Raw genomic sequence first — 19,076 nt, 5'->3', positions numbered from 1 at the left:
ATGAAGTTCTCAACCGTCATTCGTCAGCACTGGGCCGCGCTTCGCGCACTGCTCGTGCTCACCGCGATCGTCGGCCTGGCCTACCCCCTGGCCATCTGGCTGATCGCGATGCTTCCCGGCCTGAACGACAAGGCGCAGGGATCCATTATCGAGGCCGACGGAAAGCCCTTGGGCAGCAGCCTGATCGGCCAGCTGTACACCGATCCCGACGGCAATCCCCTGCCGCAGTACCTGCAGGGCCGACCGTCCGCCGCCGGCGACGGCTACGACCCGATGGCCACCAGTGCGAGCAACCTGGGTCCCGAGAGCATCGTCGACGTGCCCGACAAGCCCAGCCTGCTGACCCTGGTGTGCAGCCGCAGCGCTGACATCGCCAAGACCAACGGGCTGGACAAAAGCGCCGGGGCCCGGCCGTTCTGCACCGGCGGCGGCGTGGGTGCGGTGCTGTCGGTGATGGGCCCCCGCGATGCGTCGGGTCAGGTCACTCACCCCACCCGGGTAGTCAGCGTCAACGAGCCGTGCGACACCACCACAGTCCCGTTCCTCGACGCCTACCAGGGTGTGCGGGTCGAGTGCGCGAAACCAGGCGATGACTACACGATCGGCCAGATAGTGCCGATCCGCGGCGCCGCGTCGGCCGGGCCCCTCGTGCCGGCCGACGCGGTCACCGCCAGCGGCAGTGGCCTTGACCCCAATATCTCCCCGGCCTACGCCGATCTGCAGGTGGACCGCATCGCGCAGGCTCGTGGCATCAGCCCCGAGCAGGTCCGCGACGTCATCACGGCCCACACCGACGGACGCGCACTGGGCTTCATGGGTGAGCCCGTCGTGAACGTGCTGGAAGTCAACATCGCGCTCGACCAGATGGGTGGATGATAGGTAGGTGAGCACCGCGCCGTTGCACCCCAAGAAGCGGGGCGAGCTGCGCGTCTACCTTGGCGCGGCACCCGGCGTCGGCAAGACCTACGCCATGCTCGGCGAAGCGCATCGCAGGCTGGAACGCGGTACCGACGTGGTCGCGGCGGTCGTGGAGACACACGGCCGCCGCAAGACCGCGGATCTGCTCGACGGTGTCGAAGTCGTTCCGCCGCACTACGTGTCGTATCGCGGGTCGGAGTTCGCCGAGCTGGACGTCGACGCGGTGCTCCGTCGGGCGCCTCAGGTCGTGCTGGTCGACGAACTCGCGCACACCAACACACCCGGCAGCCGCAACGCGAAGCGCTGGCAGGACGTCGAGGAGATCCTCGAGGCGGGGATCACCGTCATCTCCACGGTGAACGTGCAACACCTCGAGAGCCTCAACGACGTCGTCGCGCAGATCACCGGCATCGAGCAGCAGGAGACCGTGCCCGACGAGGTGGTCCGTCAGGCGGAACAGATCGAACTGGTCGACATCACACCGGAGGCGTTGCAGCGCAGGCTCTCCCACGGAAACGTGTACGCCCCCGAGCGCATCGACGCAGCGCTGAGCAACTACTTCCGTCGCGGCAACCTGACCGCGCTGCGCGAACTGGCGCTGCTGTGGCTGGCTGATCAGGTTGACGCGGCACTCTCGAAGTACCGCCAAGACCACGAGATCAGTGACACCTGGGAGGCCCGCGAACGGGTGGTGGTCGCGGTCACCGGCGGTCCGGAGTCGGAGACGCTGGTACGACGCGCGTTTCGCATCGCCTCGAAGTCGAGCGCGGAGTTGATGGTCGTTCACGTCGTGCGCGGTGATGGCCTGTCCGGGGTGTCGGCGCCGCACATGGGCAAGGTTCGCGAGGTCGCGGCCAGCCTGGGTGCCACGGTGCACACCGTCGTCGGTGACGATGTCGTGGACGCACTGCTGGACTTCGCCAGGGAGCGCAACGCCACGCAGTTGGTGCTCGGCATCTCACGCCGGTCACGCTGGGCCCGCATCTTCGACGAGGGCATCGGCGCAGCGACGGCGCGGGAATCCGGCAAGATCGACGTGCACATGGTCACCCACGGCGAGGCCAATCCCGGCTGGTCCTGGGGCTCGCTCACGCCACGACAGCACCATCTGGCGTCCTGGCTGGCCGCGCTCGTCGTGCCGTCGGTGATCTGCGCGGTCACCGCGATGCTGCTGGATCCCTTCCTCGGCATCGGCGGGGAGAGCGCCCTCTTCTTCATCGGCGTGCTGGTCGTGGCACTGCTCGGTGGCGTCGCGCCGGCCGCGCTGTCGGCGGTGTTCTCGGGACTGCTGCTCAACTACTTCCTGGTCGAGCCTCGCCACACGTTCACCATGAACTCGCCCGACAGCGCCATCACCGTCGTGGTGTTGCTTGCCGTCGCGGTGGCGGTCGCGGCCCTCGTCGACGGTGCGGCCAAGCGGGCCAGGGAGGCACGCCGCGCGTCGCAGGAGGCTGAGCTGTTGGCGCTGTTCGCCGGTTCGGTGCTCCGCGGTGCCGATCTCACCACGCTTCTGGAGCGCGTTCGCGAGACGTACTCGCAACGGGCCGTGAGCCTGCTGCGTGAGACCCCGGGCCAGGGGTCTGTCACCGTCGCGTGTGTGGGCGTCGACCCCTGCGTCGATCCGGATTCCGCCGACACCGCCATCGAGGTCGAGGTCGGGGATGACGAATTCTGGATGCTGTTGTCAGGCAAGCGCTTGCCAGCTCGCGACCGTCGGGTCCTGGGCGCGGTGGCCAAGCAGGCGGCCGGCCTGGTACGACAGGCAGAGCTCACCGAGGAGGCCGGGCGTGCCGAGGCCATCGCCCGAGCCGACGAGCTGCGCCGCTCATTGCTCTCCGCCGTCAGCCACGACCTGCGCACCCCGCTGGCCGCCGCGAAGGTGGCGGTGTCGAGCCTGCGTTCCGAGGACATCGACTTCTCTCCCGAGGACACCGCCGAACTGCTCGCCACGGTCGAGGAGTCCGTCGACCAGTTGACCGGGCTGGTCGGCAACCTGCTCGACTCCTCTCGGCTGGCCGCCGGTGTGGTGCATCCCCAACTGCGCGTCGTCTACCTCGAGGAGGCCGTGCACCGCGCCATTCTCGGTATCCCGCGCGGTTTCTCGGGACGCGAGCAGGTCAAGGTCGAGGTCGGCGACACCGCGGTGATGGCGGACAGCGGGCTGCTCGAGCGGGTCCTGGTCAACGTCATCGACAACGCCCTGCGGTACGCACCGGAAGGCACGGTGCGCGTCAATGCGGGTCAGGTCGGCGATCGCGTGCTGATCAACATCGTCGACGAGGGGCCAGGGATACGGCGCGGTGCCGGGGACCAGCTCTTCGAACCGTTTCAACGCCTCGGCGACAATGACAACACGTCCGGCGTCGGTCTTGGCCTGTCGGTGGCGCGCGGTTTCGTGGAGGCCATGGGTGGCTCGATCGCCGTCGCCGACACGCCCGGTGGTGGACTGACGGTCGTAGTCGAACTCGCTGCACCAGAATAGATAACGACATGACCCGAGTACTGGTGATCGATGACGAGCCGCAGATCCTTCGGGCGCTGCGCATCAACCTCTCGGTGCGCGGCTACGAGGTGGACATCGCGGCCACCGGCGCCCAGGCGCTCCGCACCGCGGCCGAGCGCAAGCCCGACGTCGTCATACTGGACCTCGGGCTACCCGATATGTCGGGTATCGAGGTGCTCGAGGGGCTACGCGGCTGGCTCAGCGCGCCGGTCATCGTGTTGTCGGCCCGCACCGACTCCCTGGACAAGGTCGAGGCCCTCGACGCCGGTGCCGATGACTACGTCACCAAACCGTTCGGCATGGACGAGTTCCTGGCCCGGCTGCGCGCGGCGGTGCGCCGCGGTGCGGCGGCCTCCGAGCCCGATGAGCCGGTCGTCGAAACCTCGTCGTTCACCGTGGATCTCGCGGCGAAGAAGGTGACCAAGAAGGGCGCCGAGATACACCTCACCCCCACAGAGTGGGGCATGCTCGAGATGCTGGTGCGCCACCGGGGCAAGCTGGTGGGTCGCGAGGAGCTACTCAAGGAGGTGTGGGGGCCGGCCTACGCCAAGGAGACCCACTACCTGCGGGTGTACCTCGCCCAGCTGCGACGCAAGCTCGAGGACGATCCGAGCCACCCCAAGCATCTTCTGACTGAGGCCGGGATGGGCTACCGCTTCGCGACGTGAGCGCCCACTCTCACACCCGTTTGTGAACGTCACGACGAAATCCGCTCCAAACCGTCGTGAGATTCACACGCGGCGGTTCAGCCCGTAGCCGACTTCGTCTCCTCCGCCAACGAGATCAGCCGGGCCCGCACCAGATCCGGGCGCTCGTCGACGATGAAGTGTCCGGTGTCAGCACCCTCGAACGTGTAGTCGTCGGCGTTGGCGGTCTTGGGCGCAGCCAGGGACGGATGCACCGCGATATCGGCGAGTCCGAACAGCGCGCGGATCGGCACCGTCGCGCGCCGCTTCTCGGGATGCCTTGCCCCGTACGGCAGCTCATGCAACAGGAAGGTCCGGTAGGTGTCGCGGGCAGCCCGCGCGACCACGGGATCGCGGAACCGCTCGGTGTACACCCGCACAGCGGCGGGGTCGAGCCGGTGCGCGGCGGGGCCGACAGCGTAGATGACGCGCTTCAAATAGTCGGTGCGCTGCTGCAGTGTCACCCCGGCGGCCGCGACCATCGGTTGGTAGATCAGGAACCGCCACAGGTGCGGCAGGACCGTGCGGGGGCTCTGCCACGGGTGGGCCATGTTCAGCACCAGGTAGCCGTCGATGCGCTCGGGGGCGGCCAGCACCATCTGGTAACCGACGAACCCGCCCCAGTCGTGGCCCAGCAGCAGGAAGTGATCCAGCCCCATCGCATCGGCCAGAGCCAGCACGTCGGTGGCGATCTCCTCCTTGTACCAGCGATGCGGCGCCGGCCCCGACCATCCGTACCCGGGCAGATCCGGGGCGATGATGCGAAGCCCCGGCGGCGGGTTGCCCAGCAGATCGCGGTAGGCCCAGTGGTGCTGTGGCCAGCCGTGCAGCGCGATGACCGGCCGTCCGTCGGGGTCGCCGGCCTCGGTGACGTGGAACCGGACGCCGCGGGCCTCGATGAACGACCTGCGCACACCCGCGATGGCGGGCGGCTCGGTGCTGCGGGCAAACGCGTTGTTGTCCGGCACGTTGTTGCCCGTCGCGCTATTAGACCCAGTGTCAGTAACCATGATCTGACTATAGGAATCCTTGCAACGGAGAGACAACCTCGTACGCGCTACGGTTCCCCTATGACCGGGTCAGCATCCACCTACAGAGAAGTCCTCGACGCCAGCATCGCCGACCCGTCGGCGTTCTGGGCCGCCGCCGCACAGGCCGTGACGTGGACCAAGCCGCCGACACGCATCCTCGACGACTCCAACCCGCCGTTCTACCGCTGGTTCCCCGACGCCGAGCTCAACACCTGCGCGAACGCACTGGACCGGCACGTCGAGTCCGGTCGCGGCGAGCAGGCCGCGCTCATCTACGACTCACCGGTCACCGGCACGAAGCGCACCTACACCTACCGCGAACTGCTGGACCAGACCGCGCGGTTCGCCGGCGTGCTGCGGGAACTCGGCGTCAACAAGGGCGACCGCGTGGTGATCTACATGCCGATGATCCCGGAGGCCGCGATCGCGATGCTGGCCTGCGCGCGCCTGGGTGCCGTGCACTCGGTGGTGTTCGGGGGCTTCGCCGCACATGAGCTCGCCGCCCGTATCGACGACGCCCGGCCCGCGGTGGTGGTCTCGGCGTCATGCGGTATCGAGCCCACCCGCACCGTCGCCTACAAGCCGATGCTCGATGCGGCGCTGGACTCCGCCGAGCACGTCACGCCGAAGTGCGTCATCGTGCAGCGCGAGAACCACCCGTGCGATTTGGTCCCCGGGCGTGATGTCGACTGGGCCGAGGCCATGTCGACCGCGCAACCCGTCGACCCGGTGCCGGTGGCCGCGACCGACCCGCTCTACGTGCTGTACACCTCGGGGACGACCGGTAAGCCCAAGGGCATCGTGCGCGACAACGGTGGCCATGCGGTGGCCCTGCTGTGGACGATGCGCCACGTCTACGACACCGAGCCGGGCGATGTCTATTGGGCCGCTTCGGATGTCGGCTGGGTGGTCGGCCACTCCTACATCGTCTACGGCCCGCTGCTGCTGGGCGCGACGACGGTGCTTTACGAGGGTAAGCCGGTCGGCACGCCCGATGCGGGGGCGTTCTGGCGGGTAGCCGCCGAGTACGGCGTGAAGGTGTTGTTCACCGCACCCACCGCGATACGCGCCATCAAGAAGGAGGACCCCGACGCCTCCCACCTCGCGAACTACGACCTGTCGGCGTTGAAGTACCTGTTCCAGGCCGGCGAACGACTCGATCCGGGCACCTATCACTGGGCGTCGGAGAATCTGGGCATCCCGGTCATCGACCACTGGTGGCAGACCGAGACGGGGTGGTCCATCGCGGCCGACCCGATGGGCATCGAGAAAATGCCGGTGAAGCCGGGTTCAGCCACGGTCGCGATGCCGGGTTATGACGTGCGCATCCTGACCGCGAACGGTGACGAGTGTGCAGTCGGCGAGGAGGGCGCGATCTGCGTGCGGCTTCCACTCCCGCCGGGCACCCTGCCCACCCTGTGGGGTGACGACGACCGATATGTGTCCTCCTACCTCAAGGCCTTCCCCGGTTACTACCTCTCCGGTGATGGCGGCTACCTCGACGAGGACGGGTACCTGTTCGTCATGGGCCGCACCGATGACGTGATCAACGTTGCGGGGCACCGCCTTTCGACCGGCTCCATCGAGGCCGTGCTGGCCTCGCACCCGGCCGTCGCCGAGTGCGCGGTGATCGGTGTCGCCGACGATCTCAAGGGGCAGGCTCCGCGCGGATTCGTGGTGTTGAAGGCCGGCGCGTCCGCCGAGGGGCTCATCGAGGAACTCGTCGCCTCGGTCCGCGACACCATCGGCGCGGTGGTCAGCCTGAAGCGCGTCGATGTCGTCGCGGCCCTGCCGAAGACCCGCTCGGGCAAGATCCTGCGCAAGACGATGCGGGGTATCGCCGACGGCCGCGAGGAACCGCTGCCCTCGACCATTGAGGATCCCGCCGTGATCGACGCGCTGCGGCCGATCCTGGAGCACTAGTACTGCAACGATCACGTCTCGATGGGTTCACGCTCAGCCTGCGTCGAACTATTGTGAAGTAGTCATATCTTGATATTCGGATTCAAGGAGTTGACCTGCGATGCGCACTACTCAGACCAAGGGATCCTGCACCTGTCGTTGCAACGCGTGCGACGGTGGACACCACTGCGGAAACCCACCCAACTGCAACGCACGTAAGTAGTAGCTGAGAGCAGAACGGCCGCCGTGGTTTCCACGGCGGCCGTTCTCTTTTCTGCGGGTTAGGTCCGCGCCTCGACGGTGGTCAAGGCGTAGTTGCCCGCCTGCCAACCGGACATGAACGCCCCGAGACTGACCTTCATGCCCCTACCGGTCTCCTGGCCGGCGGGCCCGGCCGAGCTGTCGTTGACGTAGACGAAGCCGTTCTCCAGATCGACCTCGGTCACCACTGCCGCGTGATCGGCACCCCAGTAGGACGTGTCCTCGTCGGGCACATAACCCCAGGCCGCAGACCAGACGATCGCGACCGAGTAGGTGACCATCGTGGCCTTGCCGGTGGCCAGTGCCGCCATCATGTCGTTCAGCGCCGCCTGACCGTCCTGCATCGTGCTGACCTGGTTACCGGCGGCGTCGACCGAGTAGTACTTCGTCAAGGTGGCGTTGACACCGAGATGCTCGTTCATCAAGGCCACCGCATCCCCGCCGGAGACACCGTCCGAGATGTTCTCGCCGAGGTACATCTTCGCGCCCGGCTGGGTCACGCTGTCGGTGGCCTTGGCCAGGTCCACCATGTACTGCTCGGATCGCGGGGTGGTGTTGGTGGCCTGTGCAACGGCCATCGACGTCGCCTGCAGCACGCAGTTGTCGAAGCTCTGGTTGGTCCAGTAGTTCTGCGCGGCGTACTGCGCGTTGCCGACCAGACCATTGCCGTTGACAGTGATCCGAACCCGCTTCTCGATGGTGTCGGGCTTGGAGATGCCCAGCATTACGGCGCCCGAGTGCAGCATGCGCTGCACCACGCCTGCCAACCCGGGCAGCCTCGCCGCCGCGCCATTGTCGACGCGCACGGTGATGTAATCGGTGATGCCCATCGTCGCGAGCCGCGGGTCCGGCGTGTAGGTGTAGGTGCCGGCCGCCCCGGGTGTCAGCGTGCCGTACCTCGGCCCCTCGACGATGGTGTAGTTCACGCCGAATGAGGTGTTGCTCGAACCGTTCAGGTAGACGACCACCTCGCCGGTCGACGTGACCTGGCTGCCCTGTGAAGGCGAAATCGACGGCGTCCGATTGAAGAAGACATACGAGATCTGATTCCCGAGATCGGCCAGGAACGACTGGATGCCCGCGAGCGGCGCGAAGATCGACTGCATGTTGAACTGCGGTGCGGCCGCGGTGACCGCGAGGCTCACCGGCGCAGCAGCGCCCTCACCGCCGGTGGTGCCGGGATCTCCGTTAGCACCAGCGGCGGCCCGCGTCCCGTCCGGTTTCTTTCCGCCGAGGCCGCGGTCGCCGTAGTCTCCGCCGAGTCCGCCTGTGCCACCAGAGCTTCCACCGGTGCCGCCGTCAGCGCCGTTGCCACCGTCTCCGCCGACGCCGGCAACGGTCCCGTTGCCGCCGGTGCCCGCGGCGGCGCCGTCGCCACCCTTGCCGCCGGTTCCACCGGTGCCGGTGCCGGTGTTGGCACCGCCCGCGCCGCCGGCCCCGCCATTACCTCCGTTGCCGCCGTTGCCGCCCTCGTTGAAGGCGGCACCGTCACCGCCGTTGCCACCAACGCCGCCGTTGCCACCGTCACCGCCGGCTGTGCCCGTGTCGTCGTCCGAGCTCACACCGCCAGGCGCACCGGCGCCTCCGTTTCCGCCGTTGCCGCCCGGACCGGCCGAACCATTGGGGTCCATCGTGTAGCCGCCGGATGCCCCGGCGCCACCGTCGCCACCCTTGCCACCGTCACCGTTGCCACCGCGAACTCCAGTGGAGGAGACGAAGAACAGGAAGCGGCCCGTGCCCGCTTCGCCGCCGAGGGCGCCGCTGGCCCCACCCGTGCCACCGTCCCCGCCGTTGCCGCCCCGGCCGCCGTCACCGCCGACCGCGGACAACTCGTCGACTCCCACGTAGCCGGCACCGCCCTTGCCGCCGTTACCGCCACGGCCACCGGTACCGCCGTTACCACCGGCGCCGAGGACGAAGCTGCCCTGGCCACCCCGACCACCGCTGCCGCCCTGACCGCCGGCACCTGCCGCGCCGCCGTCGATGATGACGGCCGTGCCGTTGGAGCCGGGCAGTCCGGTCTGGCCCACCCCGCCGTCGCCACCGTCACCACCGCGACCGACGAGCGAGAAGAACCCGACGTTGCCGCCTGCGCCGCCGTCACCGCCGCCGTCGCCGCCCTCGCCGCCGGCGCCGCCATTGCCCATCCAGAGTCCGCCAGTGCCGCCGTTTCCGCCGTCGCCGCCGTGGTCGATGCCGGTGCCCTTGTGCGGGCTGTCGCCGCCGGTGCCACCGCTCCCGCCGACCGCGTACATCGACAGCATCCCGCCGCTGCCGCCATCGCCGCCGCGACCGCCATAGCTCGCGTTGCCGCCAGCGCCACCATTTCCGGCAATCGCCCAGAACGAGAACGTCCCAGTGTCTCCGCCGGCACCACCGGCACCGCCGGTTTGACCGTTCAAGATCGCATTGCCGCCAGCGCCACCCGAACCGCCGTTGCCCAGCAGCCAGCCACCCGCGCCACCGGCGCCGCCGTCGCCGCCGCGGAAGTCACCCCGCGACGTGCCGCCCTTGGCACCGTTACCGCCATTGCCGAACAGGCCTGCCGAGCCACCGCGTCCACCGGACGATCCACTCATGGTCTCGGCACCCGCGCCGCCGACGCCGCCGTGGCCGTAGAGCAGGCCGCCGTTGCCGCCATTGCCACCGTTGCCTGCGTTGAGGCCGGCGACGCCTGCCCCACCGTTACCGCCGTAGCCGACCAACCCGGCCCAGCCGCCGTTACCACCGTTGAAACCGTTGCCGCCGTTTCCGAACAGTCCGCCGTTGCCGCCCCTGCAGACCGTCGGGCAGGTTTCGGAAGTCCATGAGTAACCGTTGCCGATGAGGATTCCGCCGTTCGGACGGTAGGCGGTGCCATTGCCGATGAAGAAGCCGACGAAGTCCTCGGGCGTCGGCAGGTAGAGCTTCGGCAGACCCGGGACTGCTGCGATCGTGAAGTGCGGCACCGGTAGCGCTGCCGGGGCGACACCCGCGGTCACCTGCGTCTGAGGCGTGCTGCTCGCCGACACGACGGTGCTGACGTCGGCCGCGGGAGCCGGCTCCTGGTCGCGCTGGGCGGATGTCTTCGTGACACTCGAGGTCGCGCTTTCGGCTGCCGCGCTTGCGGTATCGGCATTGGCGCCGTCGTTCTCCGTGGCGTGCCTGGCATCTTGGACGCGCTTGATGCCGGTGGCGGCCGAGCCCTTGGGCGCGTTCTTGCCTGCTTCCGTGTCGGACTCCTTGTCGCCGCCCTTCTTGCCCGAGCCCTTCTTGTCCGAGCCCTTCTTGACCGGGTCCTTCTTGCCGGAGTCCGTACTGGCGGAGTCCGTGCTGTCCGCGTCCTTGGTGTCGGAGTCCTTGCTGTCGGAGTCCTTGGTGCCCGAGGGCTTGTCGGGCGCGTCACGCTTCGGCCCGGCAGGGGTCTTCGTCCCGGACTCGGACTTGGAACCCGACGCACTCGACGAATCGGACGAATTCGACGAGGACGAGGACGAGGAGCCGCCGTCGTCGGCAGCGGCCACCGCGGCCGGCCCCATCACGACGAGCGCGGCACCGACCGACGCCGCGCCCACGACGAGCCAGCTCCGCACCTTGAAGTTGTCGGAACGACGACGCGCGGATCCACCCGCGGTGTTCGACACGACGGCTCCGACCTGGCTCGACTCGGACATCTCAGACACCAACCCATCCCTGGACTAAAGTTATTGACGCCCGAGGCAAATAATCGAGCAAGAGGATGGTAAGGGCAGCGAACTGTTTGCGTCAGCAAAAAGATGAAATCAAACCGCATATGTCTCGGCGCGTGAAATGCATTGCGTCGAATGGTCTTTCGGTTCGCTAACGATCGCACCCGCGCGGGAGCCCGCGGTCGACCGAACTCAGGTGAGTCTTTGCCGCGAGATCTGCAACAGCGTCGTGATTCGCGCCTGCCGACGACGCTCCTGCAGAAGTCGACGTGAAGAATGCGCAATCTGGACGAGCATCGCAATGAGTCACCCGCGAGTTGCGGGCACTAGACGATCGACAGCGCGATGCCATCCAGGATGTCGTGCTCACTCACAACGAGTTCGGTGATGCCGGCCCTGCTGCGGAGTTCACGCGCCAATTCCTCGACGATGATCGCGCCACCGCCGATCACGTCGACGCGGCCCTCGTGCATGGGACCCAGTGCAGCGCGCTGCTTGTAGGTCATCGCAACGAGGTCCTCACACACCACGAGCAGGTCATCGAAACCGACCCGCGACAGGTGAATAGCCTCGGAGTCGTACGTCGTCAAGCCCTGCCCGAGAGCGGCCAGCGTCGTCATCGTGCCCGCCACCCCCACCCAGGTGTGTGCCGCCTCGACCGGCACCACACGAAATGCCTGTAACAGGCCGTCACGTGCCGCGGCGCGCGCAGCGGCAATCTCGTCGGGCGTGGGTGGATCGCTGTGCAGACACCGTTCCCGCAGGCGCACACACCCGATGTCGGCCGAGAAACTCGCCTTCACTCCCCCGGCGTCGCCGACAACCACCTCGGTCGAGCCGCCGCCGAGATCCACCACCACGAACGGTCCTGCGGCGTCATCTAATTCACCGACAGCACCCTGAAACGACAGGGCCGCCTCCTCCGTGCCACTGATCACCTCGGCGATCGCACCCGGCACCGCGGACCCGAGAACCTCGGCGGTCATCGCGAAGAACTCGTCTCGGTTGCCCGCGTCCCGGGCCGCTGACGTTGCGACCATCCGCACCGCGGGCACCGAGTGCTCCCGCATCAACGCGGCGTAGTCCGTCAGAGCTTCACGGGTGCGGGCCAGCGCCGCGGGCGCGAACTCCCCCGTCGCGTCCACGCCCTCACCGAGGCGAACGATCCGCATCTCACGGTGGACATCGTGCAGCCGGCCGTCCACGAAATCGGCGATCAGCAGACGGATGGAGTTGGTGCCGCAGTCGACCGCAGCGACTCTTCTTGCTCCTCGCGAGCGCGGCACTGTCATGTCCAGATCCCCTTATCGAGAATGCCGACCATCGCCGGCTCGACGGCCAGTATTGCCAGCGCCTCGTCACCAAAGGGGTTGACACCCCGCCCCTTTGCCAGCGAATGGGCCATCACCACGTGCAGGCACTTGACCCGGTCGGGCATGCCGCCACCGGAGAACGTCGTGCCCAGTGACTCGATGGCGTCACGCTCGGCCAGATAGGACTCGTGCGCTCGCCGGTAGGTCGCCGCCAACTCCGGATCAGCCTGCAGGCGTTCGGTCATATCCCGCATGAGCCCTGAGGACTCCAGCCGGCTCGCGGCGGCGGTCAGCGCCGGATGGGTCAGGTAGAACAGCGTCGGGAACGGGGTGCCGTCGGGAAGCCTCGGGGCTGTCTTCACCACGCCCGGTTGACCATTCGGGCAGCGGTAGGCGATCGCCAGCACTCCGCGGGGCTCACGGCCCAGCTGAAGCGCGACGGCCTCGAGGTCGGCGGGCTCAACCACCGGGAGGGGGGCCCGGAGGGGCATCAGGCGGGATGGGCGGTGCGGGCACCGGTCCCGGTGGCGGAATTGGAGCCGGCGCAGGTCCGTGCGGCGCGTCGGCGATGGTGTGCCACAGCGAGGTGTACCACGGTTGCCCGCTGGGGACCGTTGCGACCTCCTCACTGGGAATCGCCTCGGATCCAACGGGATTCGGCAGCTGCACCTGGTAGGGGATCTCACCGGGCATGACGAAGCCGAGGCGTTCGCGGGCTTGCGCGGCGATGAACACCGGGTCGCCCAACTTGACCTTCTGCTGTTCGAGATCGGCTATCTGCGTACGCAGTTGCGCCTCGACGTCGGACAGCTGCTTCATCTCGGCCCGCTGCGAGAAGTACGTGCGAACGGGTCCGGCAATCGTCAACGTCAGCACACAGATCACCGCCGCCAGGATCGCAGCGCGCCGAGCCGCCGACCCCAGCCGTTGCTCGGACTGATGCTCGGCTGCCTCGAGGATCGACTGGCGGATCGGCTCGAGAACCGTGCCCTGCTCGGTTTCGTCAGTGTCCTCGACCTCGACATCGGGTTCGGCGGGGCGGGGTGCTGCCGCACGCGGCTCCCGGCGCACCGGTGAGGCGCTGCGGGACCTACCCCTGGCCGCCTCACCGGACTTCCCGGCCTTGCCCGGTCGCGGCGCTGGAGAGCGTCGCTTGGGGTCGGGCCGTTTGGCGTCGGGCATGACTGAAAACTACTAGCTCGCAGGCGAGAAGCGCGGGAACGCGAGGTCACCGGCATACCGCGCGGCATCCCCGAGGATCTCCTCGATGCGCAGCAGCTGGTTGTACTTCGCGACGCGCTCGCTGCGAGCCGGCGCGCCGGTCTTGATCTGCCCGCTACCCACGGCGACGGCGAGATCAGCGATGGTGGTGTCCTCGGTCTCACCGGACCGGTGGCTCATCATCGTCTTGTAGCCGCTGTTGTGGGCCAACGTGACCGCGTCGAGAGTCTCGGTGAGCGTGCCGATCTGGTTCACCTTCACCAGCAACGCGTTGGCGGCACCGCGCTCGATACCCTCCTCGAGACGCTCGGGGTTGGTGACGAACAGGTCGTCACCGACGAGCTGAATCCGGTCACCGATGGCGGCGGTCAGGGCCACCCAGCCATCCCAGTCGTCCTCGGACAGCGGATCCTCAATCGAGACCAGCGGGTAGGAGTCGATGAGATCGGCGTAGAACTCGATCATCTGCGCGGCGGTGCGGGTCTGCTTCTCGAACGCGTAACCCGTTCCATCGGTGTAGAACTCAGTGGCCGCGACATCCAGCGCCAACGTCACGTCGGTGCCCAGCTTGAAGCCGGTGGCGTCGATCGCGGTGGCGATCAGGTCGAGTGCGGCCTTGGTGCCAGCCACGTCGGGGGCAAAACCGCCCTCGTCGCCGAGACCGGTGGACAGGCCCTGCTTCTTCAGCACCGACTTCAGCGAGTGGTACACCTCGGCACCCCAGCGCAGCGCTTCCTTGAAGGTGGGCGCGCCGATCGGGGCGACCATGAACTCCTGGACGTCGACGCCGGTGTCGGCGTGTGCGCCACCGTTGAGGATGTTCATCATCGGCACCGGCAGGATGTGCGCGTTGGGTCCACCGATGTAGCGGAACAGCGGCAGCCCGGCGGACTCGGCGGCGGCCTTGGCGACGGCCAGCGAGACGCCCAGCATCGCGTTGGCGCCCAGGCGGGACTTGTCGGGCGTGCCGTCGAGGTCCAGCAGCGCCTGATCGATCAGCCGCTGGTCATCCGCACTCTGTCCGATGACCGCGGGGGCGATCTCGTCGAGAACGGCGTTGACCGCCTTGTCGACACCCTTGCCGCCGTAGCGGTCACCGCCGTCACGGAGTTCGACGGCCTCGTGCTCACCGGTCGACGCACCTGAGGGCACCGCGGCGCGGGCGAACGTACCGTCGCTCAGGGCCACCTCGACCTCGACCGTGGGATTGCCACGGGAGTCGAGTATCTCGCGGGCTCCGACCTGCTCGATCATGGACACTGTCGTCGCCCTTTCGTCGGTACTACACGTTTGCGCACATCAGCCTAGAGGGTGCGCCGATGCCGTGCTCCCGAGGTCCGGCCCTATCGCGGGTGCCCGTTGGCATACGCCGTCGCCCAGTCCCGCACCGTGCGGGCGTACTGGTCGGACAGGTTGTAGGCCCGCAGGGCCTCCATCCACCCCTTCGGCGTGGCCAGGTCCTTGCCCCGCCAGCACAGATACCCGGCCGCCGACAGCGCCGCGTCGTCGATGTTGTCAGGGTTGATCACGTCGTCATTGTTGGCGTCGACGCCATACAGTCGCCACGTCTCGGGGATGAACTGCATGGGCCCCATCGCCCGGTCGAGCTTGGCGTCACCGTCGAGCCGGCCGCCGTCGGTGTCGGCGATCTCCATGTTGCCCATGGTCCCGTCCAGCAGCAGTCCCCTAATCGGCGGTTCCACGTCGCCGTTGGGCAGCACCTTCGACCCCCGGTAGGTGCCGTGGTGGCTCTCGACCCAGCCAATGCCCGCCAGCGTGGTCCACGCCAGGTGGCAATTGGGATTCTCGACCTCGGCGACACGCGCTGCGTAGGCGTAGGCCTCCAGCGCACGCGCGGGGATGCCGAGTGCCGGTGCACGTTCGGCGGCCCACTCGCGCAGCTGGTCGGCGGGCCTGCCCTTGGCGTAAGTGTCGATCTTGGGCACCGAATCCCCGGCCGGGGGCGGTACCCCCTCCGGGATGGGCGCACCGGTCTGAAACGAGCACGATGACGCCATGAGCAGCGCCGTTGCGGCGATCACCGCAACGGCGCGCCACCAACGCACTGGCGACACCGGACTCCCTTGACCACAACCGATCCGCCCGGCTGGTGCTTGCGGGCCTGACCGTCGCGTCGTCACCAACTCAACGGCAACCGACGCTCGAACAATTCGCCCCTACGGTAAGCCAGCATGCACGCAACGCGCCGGGGGAAGCGCAGTGGGCATCACCCATTCACGCGTTTCTTAGGGGTGCCTACCCTGTCCACGGTTCTGGATGTAGTGTTCACGCGTCTACTTCAAGGAGGCTCCATGAAACTGCATCTCGCCTGGCCTGTGCCCTTCGTAGCGGCGGCCCTGGTCCTGTCCGGCTGCTCCAACAACAGCAGCAGTACCGAGGCGAGCAGCAGTGAATCGAGCAGCGCCGCGACGTCCACGTCGGCTGCCGCGGAGCCCAACCCGCTCGCAGCGAAGGCGGGCGACGAGTACAAGGCGTACGCGGTCGCACAGGTCGACGAGCTCGTCGCGGCTGTCAAGGTGTTGACCGACGCCGTGCGCGCCGACGATCTGAAGGCCGCACAGGACGCGTACGCGCCGTCCCGCATGCCGTGGGAGCGCATCGAGCCGCTCGCCGAACTCATCCCAGACATCGACGGCAAGGTCGACTCCCGTGTCGACGACTTCGAGGGCCCCGAGGACGCAGCCTTCACCGGCTGGCACCGCCTGGAGTTCCTGCTGTTCGAGAAGAACACCACCGAGGGTGGCGCACCGTTCGCCGACCAACTCGACAAGGACATCGCCGGACTGAAGGACGAGATCGCGAAGCTCGAAGTTCCGCCGCTGAAGGTCGCCACCGGCGCTGCTGAGCTGATCGAAGAGGTGTCGCAGGGCAAGATCACCGGCGAGGAGGACCGCTACTCCAAGACCGACCTGTGGGACTTCGACGCCAACCTGCAGGGCTCGCAGGCAGCGGTCGACAAGCTGACCCCCGCCCTGGAGCAGGCCGATCCCGCCCTGCTGGGCAAGATCGACGGTGGTATCTCCGACATCTACGCCACGCTGGCGCCGCTGCGTCAGGGTGACGGCTGGGTGCTGTTCTGCACCGAGAACGATCCCTTCCCGTCGGCTCGGTGCACCGCTGTCACCGTCACTCCGCAGGTCGTCGACACCCTTAAGGGCCAGCTGGCGGGGCTGTCGGAGAACCTCTCTCAGGTGCCGGGAGTGCTGGGCCTGCAGTGACCGATCGGCCACCACGCCAAGGATTTTCACGACGCGGCTTCGTTGCCGGTGCCCTGAGCGCCGGTGCCGGGGCGGCTGTCGGTGTTGGCGCTACCCTGGCGCTCACCGATTCGGAGCAACCCGAGCACCGGCGCGGTCGTCCGGACCCGAGCTTCACCGCCTTCGAGGGTCCGCACCAGGCGGGAATCACGACGCTGCCAATTCCCGAACAAGGTTTGGTGGCGTCGTTCAACCTTCAGACCAGAACTCGGGCCGGCCTGACATCGGTGCTGCAGGAACTCACCGACGAGATCCGCGGACTGATGGCGGGCAAACCGCCCGAGGTACGGGGCCCCGCCTATCCGCCCGTCGACTCCGGAATACTCGGGGAGCAACCGCCCCCCGACAACCTGTCGATCCTGGTCGGGCTGGGCGCGTCGGTGTTCGACGACCGGTTCGGTCTGGCGGACCGCAAGCCCAAGGAACTGGTCACCATGCCGTTCCTGGCCAACGACAAACTCGATCCGAAGCTGTCCCACGGTGACGTGTCGATCATCTTCGAGGCCGGCCACAATGACACCGTGCAGTTCGCGCTGCGCCAGATCATGCGCCGCACCCGCAGCGATCTGGTCCTCAAGTGGATGATCGACGGGTATGCGCGCGGTATCGGGGCGGGCCAGACCTCGGATGCGCGGACTCCGCGAAATCTGTTGGGATTCAAGGACGGAACGGCAAATCTCGACGTCGAGGACCCCGGCGTGATGGATCGCCATGTGTGGGTGCAGCCCGGCGGCGGGGAGCCCGAGTGGGCGGCAGGCGGTTCGTATCAAGCCATTCGCATCATCCGGATGTTCGTCGAGTTCTGGGATCGCACCCAGCTCGTCGAGCAGGAGAACCTGATCGGGCGGGCCAAGGTCAGCGGCGCACCGCTCGGCTTGAACGACGAGTTCGACGATCCCGACTACCCCGAGGATCCCGACGGCAAGCGGATCAAGCTCGACGCCCATATCCGGCTGGCCAACCCCCGCACGCCCGCCACTGACGAGAACCTGATCCTGCGCCGCGGTTTCAACTACTCGCGTGGATTCGACGGAGCCGGCCGCCTCGACCAGGGCCTGGCCTTCATCGCCTACCAGCGCAGTCTGGACAACGGCTTCCTCGCGGTGCAGAAGCGTCTCACGGGCGAGCCGTTGGAGGAGTACATCCTGCCGGTGGGCGGCGGGTTCTTCTTCATCCTGCCCGGCGTCACGGGTGAGGATCGCTTCCTCGGCGATCAGCTGGTCGGCTGAACCTCACCGTTGAGATAGCGCTGACGGCGCAAAAGTTCGAGTAGCGGCCACCGTGAGCGCTATCTCGACGCTCAGGAAGTCTCGTCGGTGTCGTCACCCTCGTCCAACTCCGCGAAAGTCGGCCAGTGCGTGCGCCATTCGTCCTCAGAGATCCTGCCGAGCGTCGCGGCATCGAGTTCGGCGGGCGTGTCCGTCCCGCGCCGCGCAGCGGCCACGGCCGCCTCGACACCGCGCACGGCATTCATGAACTGCAACGTCGCGGCGCGCAACGCATTCTCGGCGTCCCCGCCCTGGGCGGCCCCGAGCGCGGCCATGTCCTCAGGCAGCAGGTCCACAGGCACACCCGCGGCGATCACGCGCTGGTAGACCTTCTGCGTCAGCGCGAGCGCGGGCTGAGCGGTCGGGACGTCATCCATGACCGACGCCCTGGTCTTCTCCAGCGCCTTGCGCTCCTCCCACTGCGCGAGCTGATCCTCCAGTGAGATCGACTCCCCGGCGAGCACCGCGGGCACGCGGTTGGCGAGCTTGCGCACGAGCGCGTCGGCGACATCGTCGATCGTGAACGAGCCCTCCGACGCGTCCTCGGCGATGCGCGCGTGAAAGAGCACCTGCAACAAGACGTCTCCGAGTTCCTCACGGACCTCGTCGGCGTTACCGCTGTGCACGGCGTCGAACAGCTCGTAGGTCTCCTCGAGCAGGTAGCGCCGCAGCGAGTCGTGCGTCTGCTCGCTCTCCCACGGGCCCGAGGTGCGCAGCTTGTCCATCTGCGCGACGGCGTCGAGCAGCCGCTCCCCCGGCTGCGGGCCGGGCGCGGAGATGAGCTTGGCGCCTGCGGCGAGGCGGGCCTTGACCATCGGGTGGTCGGGATCGGATGACAGCAGCACGGGTGCAGCTTCCTCATCCGGGGCACCGGAAAAGCATGGCCGTGACGCAGGAAGCGACCACGGCACCCTGATCGGCATTTCCTCGGTGTACTGCACGTCCCCAGCGAGCAGTCCGACGGCCTCCACGGGTACCAGCGATGGGCGCCGAGGATCCACCAGGACGACAATCATCCTGATCGCCG

14 protein-coding genes are annotated in these 19,076 nt (G+C 67.8%); 6 read left to right on the top strand and 8 right to left on the bottom strand.

The features are described from left to right. The 3 genes from ACZY0X_RS09485 to ACZY0X_RS09475 are packed head-to-tail and all read left to right on the top strand — an operon-like array spanning position 1 to position 4,089. A complete protein-coding gene (locus ACZY0X_RS09485) occupies positions 1 to 876 on the top strand; it encodes a potassium-transporting ATPase subunit C (RefSeq protein WP_463769706.1) in 876 nt (291 codons plus the stop codon). Between the two features lie 7 nt (positions 877 to 883). Beyond that, positions 884 to 3,400 carry a sensor histidine kinase gene (locus tag ACZY0X_RS09480; protein WP_463769704.1) on the top strand — a complete coding sequence of 839 codons (2,517 nt, stop codon included), beginning with the start codon at positions 884 to 886 and terminating at the stop codon, positions 3,398 to 3,400. An 8-nt stretch (positions 3,401 to 3,408) separates the two neighbouring features. After that, positions 3,409 to 4,089: a response regulator gene (locus tag ACZY0X_RS09475; RefSeq protein WP_463769702.1), complete on the top strand. Its 681-nt coding sequence runs from the start codon at positions 3,409 to 3,411 to the stop codon at positions 4,087 to 4,089. Between the two features lie 77 nt (positions 4,090 to 4,166). Here the strand turns inward: ACZY0X_RS09475 and ACZY0X_RS09470 are convergent, their stop codons facing one another. Beyond that, a complete protein-coding gene (locus ACZY0X_RS09470) occupies positions 4,167 to 5,117 on the bottom strand; it encodes an alpha/beta fold hydrolase (RefSeq protein WP_463769700.1) in 951 nt (316 codons plus the stop codon). Positions 5,118 to 5,177: 60 nt separating this feature from the next. Here ACZY0X_RS09470 and ACZY0X_RS09465 point away from each other — a divergent pair, with 60 nt between their 5' ends. After that, on the top strand, positions 5,178 to 7,061 hold the full coding sequence (locus tag ACZY0X_RS09465; protein ID WP_463769698.1) for a propionyl-CoA synthetase: 1,884 nt from the start codon (positions 5,178 to 5,180) through the stop codon (positions 7,059 to 7,061). 260 nt (positions 7,062 to 7,321) lie between these two features. Here the strand turns inward: ACZY0X_RS09465 and ACZY0X_RS09460 are convergent, their stop codons facing one another. The 6 genes from ACZY0X_RS09460 to ACZY0X_RS09435 form a co-directional block, all read right to left on the bottom strand. Continuing rightward, positions 7,322 to 10,963 (bottom strand): Ig-like domain-containing protein, encoded by a 3,642-nt coding sequence (locus tag ACZY0X_RS09460; RefSeq protein ID WP_463769696.1) that lies wholly within the window; start codon positions 10,961 to 10,963, stop codon positions 7,322 to 7,324. 332 nt (positions 10,964 to 11,295) lie between these two features. Next, the gene (locus tag ACZY0X_RS09455; RefSeq protein WP_463769694.1) at positions 11,296 to 12,261 is read right to left on the bottom strand and encodes a Ppx/GppA phosphatase family protein; all 966 of its coding nucleotides are present in this window, start codon (positions 12,259 to 12,261) and stop codon (positions 11,296 to 11,298) included. Continuing rightward, positions 12,258 to 12,749 carry a DUF501 domain-containing protein gene (locus tag ACZY0X_RS09450; protein ID WP_463769692.1) on the bottom strand — a complete coding sequence of 164 codons (492 nt, stop codon included), beginning with the start codon at positions 12,747 to 12,749 and terminating at the stop codon, positions 12,258 to 12,260. Before ACZY0X_RS09450 ends, ACZY0X_RS09455 begins: the two co-directional genes overlap by 4 nt. Beyond that, the gene (locus ACZY0X_RS09445; RefSeq protein WP_463769690.1) at positions 12,742 to 13,464 is read right to left on the bottom strand and encodes an FtsB family cell division protein; all 723 of its coding nucleotides are present in this window, start codon (positions 13,462 to 13,464) and stop codon (positions 12,742 to 12,744) included. Before ACZY0X_RS09445 ends, ACZY0X_RS09450 begins: the two co-directional genes overlap by 8 nt. A gap of 12 nt (positions 13,465 to 13,476) precedes the next feature. Beyond that, positions 13,477 to 14,763, bottom strand: coding sequence for a phosphopyruvate hydratase (gene eno, locus ACZY0X_RS09440; RefSeq protein ID WP_463769688.1), 1,287 nt, complete (start codon positions 14,761 to 14,763; stop codon positions 13,477 to 13,479). An 83-nt stretch (positions 14,764 to 14,846) separates the two neighbouring features. Continuing rightward, complete coding sequence (locus ACZY0X_RS09435; RefSeq protein WP_463769686.1) at positions 14,847 to 15,578, bottom strand: lytic transglycosylase domain-containing protein; 732 nt, start codon at positions 15,576 to 15,578, stop codon at positions 14,847 to 14,849. A gap of 237 nt (positions 15,579 to 15,815) precedes the next feature. On the opposite strand from ACZY0X_RS09435, the gene ACZY0X_RS09430 reads away from it, so the two are divergent. Together ACZY0X_RS09430 and ACZY0X_RS09425 are read left to right on the top strand one after the other, a co-directional pair. After that, a complete protein-coding gene (locus ACZY0X_RS09430) occupies positions 15,816 to 16,742 on the top strand; it encodes an EfeM/EfeO family lipoprotein (RefSeq protein WP_463769684.1) in 927 nt (308 codons plus the stop codon). Next, positions 16,739 to 18,010, top strand: coding sequence for a Dyp-type peroxidase (locus ACZY0X_RS09425; RefSeq protein WP_463769682.1), 1,272 nt, complete (start codon positions 16,739 to 16,741; stop codon positions 18,008 to 18,010). Before ACZY0X_RS09430 ends, ACZY0X_RS09425 begins: the two co-directional genes overlap by 4 nt. 71 nt (positions 18,011 to 18,081) lie before the next feature. Here ACZY0X_RS09425 and ACZY0X_RS09420 read toward each other — a convergent pair whose 3' ends face one another. After that, positions 18,082 to 19,065 (bottom strand): nucleoside triphosphate pyrophosphohydrolase, encoded by a 984-nt coding sequence (locus ACZY0X_RS09420; RefSeq protein WP_463769680.1) that lies wholly within the window; start codon positions 19,063 to 19,065, stop codon positions 18,082 to 18,084. Positions 19,066 to 19,076 lie beyond the last annotated feature (11 nt).

The sequence above is a fragment of the Mycobacterium sp. IDUB_39 genome, assembly GCF_055419205.1.
The sequence above is the reverse complement of the archived record's forward strand: the minus strand, read 5'-3'. Positions and strand labels throughout refer to the sequence as shown.

What these genes read in the sequence shown, in the direction of transcription:
- ACZY0X_RS09485 (WP_463769706.1), top strand. Translation starts at nt 1, where the DNA reads ATGAAGTTCTCAACCGTCATTCGTCAGCACTGGGCCGCGCTTCGCGCA.
- ACZY0X_RS09475 (WP_463769702.1), top strand. Translation starts at nt 3,409, where the DNA reads ATGACCCGAGTACTGGTGATCGATGACGAGCCGCAGATCCTTCGGGCG.
- ACZY0X_RS09470 (WP_463769700.1), bottom strand. Translation starts at nt 5,117, where the DNA reads ATGGTTACTGACACTGGGTCTAATAGCGCGACGGGCAACAACGTGCCG.
- ACZY0X_RS09465 (WP_463769698.1), top strand. Translation starts at nt 5,178, where the DNA reads ATGACCGGGTCAGCATCCACCTACAGAGAAGTCCTCGACGCCAGCATC.
- ACZY0X_RS09455 (WP_463769694.1), bottom strand. Translation starts at nt 12,261, where the DNA reads ATGACAGTGCCGCGCTCGCGAGGAGCAAGAAGAGTCGCTGCGGTCGAC.
- ACZY0X_RS09445 (WP_463769690.1), bottom strand. Translation starts at nt 13,464, where the DNA reads ATGCCCGACGCCAAACGGCCCGACCCCAAGCGACGCTCTCCAGCGCCG.
- ACZY0X_RS09430 (WP_463769684.1), top strand. Translation starts at nt 15,816, where the DNA reads ATGAAACTGCATCTCGCCTGGCCTGTGCCCTTCGTAGCGGCGGCCCTG.
- ACZY0X_RS09420 (WP_463769680.1), bottom strand. Translation starts at nt 19,065, where the DNA reads ATGATTGTCGTCCTGGTGGATCCTCGGCGCCCATCGCTGGTACCCGTG.